An 11,940-nucleotide genomic window follows, 5' to 3' on the forward strand; every position below is an offset into this window, starting at 1 on the left:
TGATCTGATCAATGCAAAAACTGCTCATAGTTACGATTTATTACAACGTCGCGCGTTGGCCGGTCGGCACCTTTCTACAATCCGGATCATCTACACGACTCGGAGTTCAAGATGAAACAACGACGCTATCTGTCCGTCCTCGTGACGGCACTCCTCGCGTTCGGCGCGGCTTCGGCCTACGCGGCAGCCGGCGGTAACGGCGGCGGCCACGGTGCGGGCGGCGCCGGCGGCAATGCGGGCGGCATGTCCGGCGGCCACATGAGCGGCGCGGCGATGTCCAGTTCGAACGGCTTCAAGTCGGGCGATCGCGACAAGGGCCTGGCGCGCGCGGCCGACCGCTCCGACACGATCGCCGACCGCGCCGGCGTCCAGCCCGGCCACATGCATGCGCACACCGCGCACCGCAGCACGCACACGCACACGCATCACGCGATGCTCACGCGCAAGCAGTAACGCCACGCATCGCTCGCATATGAAAAAGGGCTGGGCCCCCGTGCGATACGGGAGCCCAGCCCTTCGACCATCCGACGGCGCGATCGCGCCTCAGCAGTTGCCTTTCTTCGCCTGCCCGGGCGGACAGAAACCGTTGCCGGGGCCGCCTTGCGGCGCGACCATGACAGGTTCGCCCGGTACGTAGACCGCACACCCGCCCAACATCCCCAATACACCCGCCGCCGTCAGCAGCGTCATCATCCTTTTTTTCACTTCGTTCTCCAGATAGGGGAAAGGGCCGTGCAGCCCTTTCCGGTCAGGCCGACAAGACGCGCGCGATGCGCGTCAGAAGCTGAAATTGACGTTGACCGGGTTCGTCGTCGCATTGACGTTCGTCGACTGCGTCGCGCCCGATGCGGCATCCGCCTCGATCGTGTACTGCCCCGCAGCCGTCGGCACGGCCGCCATCGCGACCGGCAGCGCGCCCGACCAGGTGCCGACGACCGGCGCGGCGGCCGGCAGCGACAGCGCATACGCACCGGTATCGAGGTTCGCGTTGACCGATGCGATCTCATACGGGTTCGCGTCGATCGTCTGCTGCGCGCGTACCGTTGCGTTCGCGCTTGCCGTGACCGTCCCGCCGACCGTATTCATCGTCGATGCGGGCAGTGCGATCGGCGTGCCCGACGTCGACACGGCCGTGTCGGTGTTCACGACCACCGGCACCGAGCGCACGATCCCCGACGCGACGTTGTTCTGCACGATCACGACGTCGTAGTTGCCCTGCGTCGAGCTCTGGATCAGCGGCGACAGCACGAACTTGCCGGAGCCGTTGGCGATCGTGCCGCGCACGATCTTGCCGCCCTGTTCGGCGTAGACGGTTGCGCCGGCCTGCGCCGGCGCGACATAGCCCGAGATCTCGCCGCTGACGACGGTCGGCGTGGCCGTGACGACGGGCTTCAGCGCATAGGCGCCGTTGCCGCGCTGCACGATCGACTTGCACGCGTTGAAGTCGAGCACGAGATCGACGAGCGTGTTCGGCTGGACCGTGAACGGCGTGATGATCTTGTAGCCGCTTTGCGTCGCGCTCGGCGTCGCGAGCGCCTGCTCGGCGCCGCCGGTCGGCACGACCGAATTCGCGAGCGTGTTGCCCTGGTTCTGCGCGAGCACGAGGCGGACTTGCTGGTACTGGCCGGCCGGAAGCGCGGTCTGGCCGAGATCGGCGAGCGCGCCGTTGGTCAGCGACAGCAGGTCGATCTTCTGCGGCGTCGCGAGCGTGATCGTGGACCAGCCCGCGTCGTTGTCGCCGGCGTTCGAACTGGCGTTCACGCGAACCTGCGACACGGTGACGAAGACATGGTCGAAGCCGCACGATGGCGCGTCGGTCATCGCGACGTGCAGCGTGCCGGTTTGCGGGCTGGAACCACCGTCGCCGCCGCCGCCGCAACCGGCGAGGACGAACGAGGCGACGGACACACAGGCGAATGCCTTGAACAGCGTATTCACGGAGACCCCTCCTTCGAATTTCTTATGTGGGTGCCCGGAGCATAGTGTCGGCCGCTCGGCCCAGTATGTGGAATTTGCAACGAACCGTAACGCGCCGAGTCCGGCCGAGCCGGGCATCGACCCGATGTACGGGAAATGAAAGAGGTGCGCGGCGCACATGAGGGACGTTGTGCGCCGCGAAAAAGTGGTCGGGCGAACGGCACGTGGCCGTTCGCCGGTCAGCGGATCAGCGAGTCGCGCCCGCGCGCTCGAACAGCGCGTCGACCTGGCGCGTACGCATGAACTGCGCGCCGTCGCCGTCCACCAGCGCCCGGAAATGCGCCTCACCGCACGCGAGCTTCGCACGCTCGTGCTCGCTCGGCACGTTGCCGTCCGCATTCGGCGTATCGACGACGAAGTACAGCCGCTCGCCGCCGTCCTGTTCCGCGAGCACGGCCCAGTCCGGGTGATAGCTGCCGAGCGGCGTCTGCACGCGGAACCACGCGGGCAGCTTCGCGTACAGCTTCACGCCGTCATGCGCCTCGAGCGCATCGGCGAACGCGCGTTCCGCGTCCGTCTCGCACACGACCGCCTCGTGGATCGACTTCTGCGCATCGGGCCGCAGGTTGCGCAGGTAGCCGGTCAGCGCCTCGCTCTCGAACGATTCGAGCGCATGCACATGGCGCTCGCCGAGCTTGCGGTACGCGATGCCCGCGACGAGCGCGTGGCGCTTGCAGCGGTTGATCGCATCGGCCGCGACCGCGATGAACTGCTGCGGATTCACGCGGAAATCCTCGAGCCGGCCGCTGTCGGCCAGGATCGTCGCCAGCGAACGGCGCGTGAGCTGCGTGCGGTCCTGCAGCTCGGTGAGCAGGTCGGGCAGCGGCAGCTCGCCTTCGTCGAGCAGCACCGTGCCGGCGCCCGCCACCTCGATCGCCTCGATGCCGGCCTTGCCGATATCGATCTCGGCCTTGCGCCACTGCAGCCGTGCGCGCGCGATGTCCGGCGCGCCGTGCAGCGCGGCCGCGCAGTCGCGCACGAGCTTCGCGTTGTCGAACTCGACGCGGTACACGGTGCGATGGCGGATGCGGTCCCACAACGCGCGGAAATCCTCGCCGAACACGACGGCCTTGCCCGACGCATCGCGCCGCAGCGCGATCGCGCGGCGCTCGTCCGCGTTGCGCACGGCAAAGCGGCCCGACAGCTTGCGCAGCGTCGCGACGATCGGCGCGCGCAGCATCTCGAATGCATCCGGCAGCACCAGCGCGCTCTGGCGCAGCGCATCCTTCAGCCGGTCGAGCACCTTGCCCTGCGCGTCGACGTAGCCTTGCTCGTGCAGGTGGTTCCACAGCACGCGCGACAGCTCGACGCCGAGCGCGTGCGCGGGCCCGTCGCCTTCCTGCACGGGCAGCGCCGCGAACTGGTGTTCCTCGACAATCCCGAAACGGATGCCCGTATCGGCCTCGATTTCCTTCTGCAGGTTCTCCGCGAACGACTCGTAGCGCTCGGTCGCGATCACGGTGAGCGTGTTCACGCCCGCATCGCGTACGCGTTCGCCGTCCTGGTCGACGGCGAGGCGCAGCCCGCGGCCGAGCGTCTGGCGGCGCTCGCGTTCGGTCTGGATGTCGCGCAGCGTGCAGATCTGGAACACGTTCGGGTTGTCCCAGCCTTCCTTCAGCGCGGAGTGCGAGAAGATGAACTTCAGCGGCGTGTCGAACGACAGCAGCGCTTCCTTCTCGCGCATGATGAGGCCGTACGCGCGTTCCGCGTTCTCGCGGGCCGCGGCGCTGCTTTCGCTCGTGTCGGTCCAGCCGCCCTTGCGGTCGATCGAGAAGTAGCCGTTGTGCGCGCGCCCGACTTCGAGCGCGACGTCGACGCCGTCGAACAGCGCACGGTAGGCCGGCACGCGCGCCGCACGCGCATATTCCTCTTCGAAGATCAGCGCGTAGTCGCCCTTCGCGGGCATCCCGTTCTCGTCGTAGCGGCGATAGCGCTCGACCGAATCGACGAAGAACAGCGACAGCACCTTCACGCCGCGTTCGGCCAGGCGCAGTTCCTTGTCCAGATGCTCGCGGATCGTGCGGCGGATCATCTCGCGCTGCACGGCTAGCGTGTCGATGTCGCCGAACGCCTCGCCGAGCGACAGGAACGCCTCGCCTTCCGGATGGCGCAGCTCGACGTATTCGGCACCCTTCACCGCATGGACTTCACCGATCCGCAGTCCCGCGTACAGCGCGCGCTTGGTCAGGCGTTCGAGATCGTCGCCGTCGGTGGCCGACACGATCTGGCGTTTCACGCCGGCCGTCGTCGCGACGTCGAGCTCGACGCGCGCGCTGATCGCGCCGCGCCGGTTCGACACGCCCACGAGCCGCACGTACGGCTTGTTGTGCGCATCCTCGACGATCGCCGACGCGATCTCGATCTGCTTGACCAGCTTGCGCTCGTACGCATCGACTGCATCGAGCCGGTACACCATGTGGTGACGGTCGACGTGCGTGGCCGAATAGCGCAGCGTGCAGAGCGGCGCCATCGCGGAAAGCGCTTCGCGGCCACGGCCTTCGAGCCCGCCGTCGACGCTCTGCGGCTCGTCGACGATCACGATCGGCCGCGTCGCGCGGATCAGGTCGATCGGCTTCTCGCCGCCGGTCTTCTCGCTGTCCTTGTAGAGATTGTTGATTTCCTTCTTGTTGATCGCGGCAACCGTCATCACCATGATCTGGATCGCCGCGCTCGCCGCGAAGTGGCGCACCTGGCCGAGCTTCGCGGAGTCGTACAGGAAGTAGTCGTACGGCACGCCCGCATACAGCGCGCGGAAGTGATCCTCGGTGATCGCGAGCGTCTTGTGCACACCCTCCTTGATCGCGATCGACGGCACGACGATCACGAACTTCGTGAAGCCGTAGCGGCGGTTCAGCTCGAAGATCGTGCGCAGGTACACGTAGGTCTTGCCGGTGCCGGTTTCCATCTCGACGGTGAAGTCGCGCGAGCCGGGCAGGCCGGACGGCGGCAGCCCGCCGCGCAGCTGCACGTCGGCGAGATTGCGCGCGAGCGCGTCATCGGTCAGCGACAGCCGGTTGCCGACGCCCTGTTCCGACACCGCGAAGCCGAGCGAGCCTTGCGCGGCGGCCGTCGTGCCGGGCGCGGCGTTCGCGAGCACGCTGAAGTCGCCGCGATACGATTCCTGGCCGCGAAACAGGTCGCAGACGGCGTCGATCGCCTCGCGCTGGTAGTCGAGATCCGCTTCGAAATGCAGCCGCATCACAGGCTCCGCACGCGCTTCACGCCGTGCTGTTCGAGCAGCGCGGCGAGATTGAGCTTCGCGACGTCGTCGACGAAGCCGCTGTCGCGGAACAGGCACGTGACGTCGCGCGTCGTGCCGGTCGCATCGAGCAGGTCGACGATGCCGTCGGCCAGTGGCCCCGCGTCATCGCGCGCGATGCGCGCATCGAAGCACGCGACGATCGAGCGGCCGATCAGGTGCACGGTCTTGCCCGCCACCTGGTGATGCTCGACCGGCGTGCACAGGTCGAGGCCGAGCTTGAGCGTCAGCTCGGCGAGCAGGTCGTCCTCGGTGCGGCCGGTCTTCACGTGCTCGACGGACGCGAAGAGAGCGTGGTCGAAGTCGTCGCGGCGCGGATCCCACTCGATCACGTTGGTCGTGTCGAGCCGGTACACGCGGAAGCCGAGGTCGCCATAGCTTTCCGGGTAGTCGCGCGCGACCTGCTGCGCGGCGCGGCGCAGGCGCTCCTTCGTGATTTCGGCGAGCGTCAGCGGCTTCTTGAGCTTCGTGCAGAAGTCGGCCGCGCTCTGCTGCGTCTTGTCGCGGCGGTCGAGCGCTTCGGGCAACTGCACGAGCACGTAGCGGCGCGCGCCGCCGTCGGTCGCATTCACCTGCATCACCGCGTGGCCGGTCGAGCCGGAGCCGGCGAAGCAGTCGAGCACGATGTCGTCGCCGCGCGTGCACCAGCCGATCACGGCCGCCGCGAAATCGACCGGCTTCGGCAGATCGAACGGGATGCCGAGCGTCTTCAGCAGCGCGTCGTCGGAGCCGGCGAACGGCAGCACCGACGGCACGTTCTCGTACATGTTCTCGTCGAGGTAGTAGATCCGCTGCGGCTGCGTGCTTTCATCCGCGCCGAATTCGATCTGGCCGCGCTCGATCAGCGCCTGCATCGTCGCGGGCGGATTGCGCCAGCCGCGCGCCGGCATCGCGCACGGCTTGCCGGTGACCGGGTGGATCAGCGGCGTGAAATACTCTTCCGGCGCCTTCTTCTTGTTCGGCCAGGCCATCGACACGAGGCGGTAGACGCGGCCTTCTTCCGACAGCCGGTCGTACATCACCTCGCCGCCGGACAGGTTGGTCTGCGCCTTCATCCACGCGCGGTACGCCTTCTGCGCATCCTTTGCGTTGCCGCTGCGGTACACGGCGTCGTGCGCGGCGTCGAGCATGCGCTGCGCGTTGCGCTTCGGGCGCTTGAGCGGCGCCTGTTCGAGCAGCGTCTCGGCGTTGCGCGCGAACAGCACCAGCGATTCGTGCTGGTACGCGACGCCGCGTGCGTCGCCCTTCGGGTTGCGCTTGTCCCACACGGCGACGCCGAGCTCGTTCTCCTCGCCGAAGATCTCGCGCAGCATCAGCACCAGCGCGTGCACTTCATGCTCGTCGATGTGCACGGCGATCAGCCCTTCGTCGGACAGCAGCGCGTGCGCGAGCTTCAGGCGCGGATACATCATGTTCAGCCAGTCGGTGTGGAACCGGCCGTTCGCCTCGGTGTTGGTGCTGCGCTTCACGCCGCCCTGGGTCTGCCCGGTCATCGCCAGGTAGTGGCGGATGCTGTCGCTGAAGTCGTCCGGATAGACGAAATCGCTGCCGGTGTTGTACGGCGGGTCGATGTAGACGAGCTTCACCTTGCCCGCGTAGCTCTTGTGCAGCAGCTTCATCACGTCGAGGTTGTCGCCCTCGATCACGAGATGGCGCGTGTCGTCCCACGCGACGCTGTCGTCGGGGCAGGGCCGCAGCGTGCCCGTCGACGGCGTGAGCGCGGCCTGGCGCGCGCTGCGCTTGCCATGCCAGTGGAAGCCGTAGCGCTCGTCGGCGTCGCCGACCGTGCGTTCGCCGATCAGCGCCTTCAGCACGTCGACGTCGACCGACGCGCCGCCGGGGCCTTCGGTCACGAGTTCGGGGAACAGCGCCTTCAGGCGCGCGACGTTGTCGGCGGTGAAATCCGTCGACATCGCCTGCGGGCTGGCCGCATCGAGTTTCTGCATCGTCTTTTCCATCGGAGCCCGGCCGCGCGCGCCAGGACGTCGGGCGCGCTCGCGGCACCGGCGGCAATGGCCGCCCGGGCAAACCCGAAACGCTATCGAGTCGACCGGCCGAGGTCAAGCGCCGATGTGGGCCGATCGTGCGGGCATCGGCCGCGATCGCCCGCCGGACGGGCCGCAAGCGGCTTCGGGCCGGTTGTCGCACGACCGGCCGGCGGGCGCCCCCGGACGCGCTCGGGAAAGGACGAAAAAAAGGGCACGGTCGGCGCCAAGCGCCGGCGTGCCCGCATGGAGAATCCCGGACGGAGGGTGCGGCGGGGCCCGTCGGGCCCCGTTTCAGGTCAGAAACGCGTGCGGATGCCCGACGTCAGTTCGAGCTGGTTCTTCGCGCCGAACGTCGACGACACCGTGTAGCCGCCGTGCAGCTTCATGTAGTCGCCGGCGAGGTAAACCTCGGTGCGCTTGCTCAGGTGATAGAACACCGACCCGTAGATCGTTTCCTTGAAGCCGTTGCTGACGCCGTTGGTCAGGCTGAACGCGCCGAGGTTGGCGTTCGGGACGAAGCCGTCCGAGTTGTTCGCGGCGTTCTTGACACGCATCTGCTGGTAGCCGAGCTCGTAGTCGAGCGCGCCCTTCGGGGCGATCTTCATCGACACCGTCCACGAATCGTCGTGGCGCTGGCCGAGCGAGCCCTGGTCGCCGTTGTAGCGGAAGTAGCCGGCATTCAGGCGCACGATGCTGAACGTGTAGTTGCCGCCGACCGAGAACGTCTGGTTCGTGAAGCCGCCGTTGTTCACGTGGTTGTAGAAGCCCGACACGTTGAACGGCCCGCCGTTGTAGCCGAGCGCGACCTGGTACGCGGAGCCGGTCGCGAACGCGGTCGAGTTGCTGAACTGGTAGCCGGCGCTCGCGAAGATGCCGTTGTTGAACAGCTTCTTCCACGCGATGCCGTTGTTGTAGCGCGTGCCGGTCGGGCCGGCCGCGTAGAAGATCATCTGCTTGAAGTTGTTCGAGTTGGTCCAGCCGCCTTCTTCGGTCGACAGCTTCGCGGAACCGTACGGGTCGCCGTAGATCGCGGCCGCGTCGCGCGCGATCGTGTTCTGGAAGCCGGCCGTCAGCTTGCCGAAGCGCTCGTCCTCGACGCCGACCCACGCGTCGCGGTCGAAGATCTGGCCGCTGTCTTCCATCTGGCCGTTCGCGACCACGAATTCGCTTTCGAGGCGGAAGATGATCTTCGTGCCGCCGCCGATGTCTTCTGCGCCGCGCAGGCCCCAGCGGCTGCCGCTGAACCACGGCTCGCCTTCGTTGCCCATGCCGATCACGTGATTGCCGTTAGCATCGGCGTGGGTCCGGTAGGTCGGAAAGCTCAGGTCCATCAGGCCGTAGAGCTGCACGCTCGATTGCGCATGCGCCTGGGTGCCGGCGCACAGGCCAGCCGCCGCGATGGAAAGGGCAAGGGTTTTTCGTTTCAAGATCGTCTCCTCCGAGCTGCCGCATTGAAATCTGGTCGTTGGCAGTACGTAATGTATGCCGATTCTTGCCGGCCACAGCGAGAGGGCCGACGCATAGCATCGTAGAGGGGGCAATCCTTCACGACGCTTTCCCGGACGCAAGAATCGGATCGGTGAAAACACCGAACGCGCAACAATCACGGATCGGGCAGGCGTGTGGAAACAGGCAAGCCGGGGGCGCCGGCATGCGTCGATGCCGTTTCGTGCTACGAATCGGTATTCAGGGCTCGCAAAGGAGCGTGTCAGTCCTGCGCACTCTTCATGCGCAGGATGTAACCCAGCCCGCGCAGCGTGATGATCTCGGCCGTGCTGCCCGCGAGATGCTTGCGCAGCCGGTGGATGTAGATGTCGATCGCGTCGGCGCTCGGCTCGTCGTCGAGCGCGAACACGCTGTCCATCAGCCGCGTCTTCGACACCGTCTTGTTCTGCTGCAGCATCAGCGTTTCGAGGATCGCGTGCTCGCGGCGGCGCAGCGTGAGCACCGTTTCGCCGCAGCGGAATTCGCGCGTGCTGAATGCATAGACGAGATCGCCGCACACGAGCTGCGTCGTGCCGACGCCGGCCTGCCGGCGGATCAGCGCGCGAATCCGCGCGACCAGCTCGCGCGATTCGAACGGCTTCACGACGTAGTCGTCGGCGCCCGCGCCGAAGCAGTCGACCTTGTCGTCGACCGAGCCGTGCGCGGTCAGCATCAGCACCGGCACGTTGTCGTTGCGGCGCCGCAGCCGCGCGAGCACCTCCTTGCCGCTGATGCCGGGCAGGCGCATGTCGAGCAGCACGGCGTCGTAGCGTTCGGTCTTCAGCACCGTATCGGCGCGCTCGCCGTCGCCGACGGAGTCGACCGCGAAATCCTCGCCGCGCAGCAGGTTCACGATCCAGTGCGCGAGTTCGGCGTTGTCTTCGACCAGCAGGAGTTTCATGACGGCGTTCTCTTCAATCGTACGCGGGCAGCCGTACAGTCACAACGATACCGCGATTGCCGGGCCCCGGCGCGAGCGACGCGCTGCCGCCGTGCGCCTGTGCGATCTCGCGGACGATCGCGAGCCCCAGGCCCGAGCCCTCGGTATCGGCCGACACGCGGTAGAACCGCTTGAATACGTGCGGCCGCGCTTCGGCCGGGATGCCCGGGCCGTTGTCGACCACGTCGAGCACGATCGCGTCGCCGTCGCGGCGGGCGGCCACCGTCACGCAGCCGCCGGGCTGCGTGTAGCGCACCGCGTTGTCGACGAGGTTCATCACCAGCGCGGTCAGCAGGCTGTCGCTGCCCGCGACGTCGAGCCGCTCGCCGAGATCGGCGCCCAGGTCGATATTGCGCCGCTGCGCAAGCACGATCGTTTCCTCCAGCACGCTCGACACCACGGCCGCGAGATCGACGCGATGGGTCAGCAGCGTCGACGGTGTCGCCTCCGCATGCGCGAGCAGCAGCAGCTTGTCGGTCACGTCGGCCATCTTGCGGCTGCTGCGCTGCATGCTGTCGAGCACCGATGCAAGCTCCGGATCGTCGTGCCCGCGCCGCTGCGCGTACTGGATCTGCGTGTCGAGCACCGCGATCGGCGTGCGCAACTGGTGCGCGGCATCCGCGATGAAGCGGCGCTGCGTGGTCGTGTGCGTGTTGAGCCGCGCGATGCACTGGTTGATCGCGTCGACGATCGGCCGCAGCTCGTTCTGCAGCCGCTCGGGACGGATCGGCTCCAGCTCCATCGGCCCGCGGTCGGCCACGTCGTCCTTCAGCTTCATCAGCGGGCGCATCTCGAAGGTGAGGCCGAGGTACACGAGCCCCATCGCGAGCATCAGCATCAGCGACAGGCGCACGAGCTGCGGCCGCCAGATCGTGGCGACCATCGCGCGATGCGAGCGCGTTGTCTTCGCGACGACCACCGTGACCGTCTCGACGTGCCCCTCGTCGTACAGCTGGCGATCGTAGGCCACCGCGCGCAGCGGCACGCCGTCGAGCGACGTGTCGTACAGCGTCGGCTCGATGCCGTGCCGCGCGGGCACATCGAGCGCCGGCGTGCCCGCGAGCAGGCGCTCGCGTCCGTCGACCACCTTGTAGAACACCGAGTCGCCCGACGGCGATTCGAAGATCTCCAGCGCGGCCGGCGGCACGTCGGCGACAGGCAGCCCGTTGCGCCACTCGATGTCCTCGCCGATCGTGCGCGCGGACGCGACGAGCGCGCTGTCCTGCACGAGCGCGGCCGTGGTCCGCGCGGTGTCGTACGACATCGCGCCGGCGATCAGCATGAACACCGCGAGCGGCAGCAGCAGCCACCACAGCAGCCGCCCGCGCAGGCTGTGCGCCATCCTGTTGCGCTCCTTCTCCGAAATGCCGAACCGCGCCGGGGGCGCCGGCGCGGTCGGGGGTGTCATGTCAGGCGTCCGTCTGCGGCGTTCAGAACGCCGCGGGGCGCCACTTCAGCAGCCGCTTCTCGAGCCACGTCAGCAGATAGTCGGCGGCCAGCGCGACCACGGCCAGCACGATCATCGCCGCAAACACGCCGCTTGCGTTGAACGCGCCCTGGGCGGTGGAGATTAGCAAACCGATGCCCTGCTTGGAACCCAGGAATTCGCCGACGACCGCGCCGACCAGCGCGAAGCCGAAGCTCACGTGCAGGCTGGCGAGAATCCAGCTCAGCGCGGACGGGATCACGACCGCCGTGGTGATCTGCCGGCGCGACGCGCCCAGGATCTGCGCATTCGCGATCAGGTAGCGGTCGGCTTCGCGCACGCCCTGGAACGCGTTGCCGAACACGACGAAGAACACCATCACGACGGCCAGCGCGATCTTCGACGCCATCCCGAGGCCCAGTGCGATCACGAAGATCGAGCCGAGCACGACGCGCGGAATCGAGTTCGCGATCTGGATGTACAGGCCGAACACGTCGGCCATCAGCTTGTTGCGGCCGAGCACGATCCCGCAGATCACGCCGGCAACCGAGCCGATCACGAAGCCGATGCCGGTTTCCTCGAGCGTGACCCACACCTGCGTGAGCAGCGGGCCTTGCGATGTGCCGTTCACGAACCAGTCCTGGATCTGTTCGAAGATCAGCGACGGCATCGAGAAGAAGAAGGGATCGATCCACTTGAGGCGTGCGGCGAGTTCCCACCCGCCCAGTACGATCACGAGTACGGCGATCCGCAGCGTGACGATCAGGTTGCGCCGGCGGCGCAGCCGGCGTTGCGCGGCGCGCTCGTCGTCCTCGAGCGTCGTCGCCGGAATGGCGGTGGGGGGAAGCGTCATGTCGGTCATGCT

At 67.5% G+C, this 11,940-nt stretch carries 9 protein-coding genes; 1 reads left to right on the forward strand and 8 read right to left on the reverse strand.

The genetic code is table 11. The features are described from left to right. Nucleotides 1–111 precede the first annotated feature (111 nt). The gene (locus tag BCO18175_RS27250; RefSeq protein WP_174985689.1) at nucleotides 112–453 is read left to right on the forward strand and encodes a hypothetical protein; all 342 of its coding nucleotides are present in this window, start codon (nucleotides 112–114) and stop codon (nucleotides 451–453) included. 90 nt (nucleotides 454–543) lie between these two features. Here the strand turns inward: BCO18175_RS27250 and BCO18175_RS27255 are convergent, their stop codons facing one another. The 8 genes from BCO18175_RS27255 to BCO18175_RS27290 form a co-directional block, all read right to left on the reverse strand. Further along, nucleotides 544–705, reverse strand: a complete 162-nt coding sequence (locus BCO18175_RS27255) for a hypothetical protein (RefSeq protein ID WP_122944016.1) — start codon at nucleotides 703–705, stop codon at nucleotides 544–546. Between the two features lie 72 nt (nucleotides 706–777). After that, nucleotides 778–1,938, reverse strand: coding sequence for a DUF4382 domain-containing protein (locus BCO18175_RS27260; protein WP_254608179.1), 1,161 nt, complete (start codon nucleotides 1,936–1,938; stop codon nucleotides 778–780). Nucleotides 1,939–2,164: 226 nt separating this feature from the next. Continuing rightward, nucleotides 2,165–5,176 (reverse strand): type III restriction-modification system endonuclease, encoded by a 3,012-nt coding sequence (locus tag BCO18175_RS27265; protein WP_174985691.1) that lies wholly within the window; start codon nucleotides 5,174–5,176, stop codon nucleotides 2,165–2,167. After that, nucleotides 5,176–7,194, reverse strand: a complete 2,019-nt coding sequence (locus tag BCO18175_RS27270) for a site-specific DNA-methyltransferase (RefSeq protein ID WP_174917345.1) — start codon at nucleotides 7,192–7,194, stop codon at nucleotides 5,176–5,178. The genes BCO18175_RS27265 and BCO18175_RS27270 overlap by 1 nt, the downstream gene beginning before the upstream one ends. 326 nt (nucleotides 7,195–7,520) lie before the next feature. Continuing rightward, entirely contained in the window at nucleotides 7,521–8,651 is a 1,131-nt protein-coding gene (locus BCO18175_RS27275) for a porin (protein WP_174985693.1), read from the reverse strand. A 281-nt stretch (nucleotides 8,652–8,932) separates the two neighbouring features. Next, nucleotides 8,933–9,610, reverse strand: coding sequence for a response regulator (locus BCO18175_RS27280; protein ID WP_174985695.1), 678 nt, complete (start codon nucleotides 9,608–9,610; stop codon nucleotides 8,933–8,935). 13 nt (nucleotides 9,611–9,623) lie between these two features. Next, the gene (locus tag BCO18175_RS27285; RefSeq protein WP_174985992.1) at nucleotides 9,624–10,991 is read right to left on the reverse strand and encodes a sensor histidine kinase; all 1,368 of its coding nucleotides are present in this window, start codon (nucleotides 10,989–10,991) and stop codon (nucleotides 9,624–9,626) included. A gap of 88 nt (nucleotides 10,992–11,079) precedes the next feature. Then, nucleotides 11,080–11,937 (reverse strand): ABC transporter permease, encoded by an 858-nt coding sequence (locus BCO18175_RS27290; protein ID WP_122944022.1) that lies wholly within the window; start codon nucleotides 11,935–11,937, stop codon nucleotides 11,080–11,082. Between the last annotated feature and the right edge of the window lie 3 nt (nucleotides 11,938–11,940).

The sequence above is a fragment of the Burkholderia lata genome (assembly GCF_902499335.1).
Classification (GTDB): Bacteria; Pseudomonadota; Gammaproteobacteria; order Burkholderiales; family Burkholderiaceae; genus Burkholderia; species Burkholderia lata_B.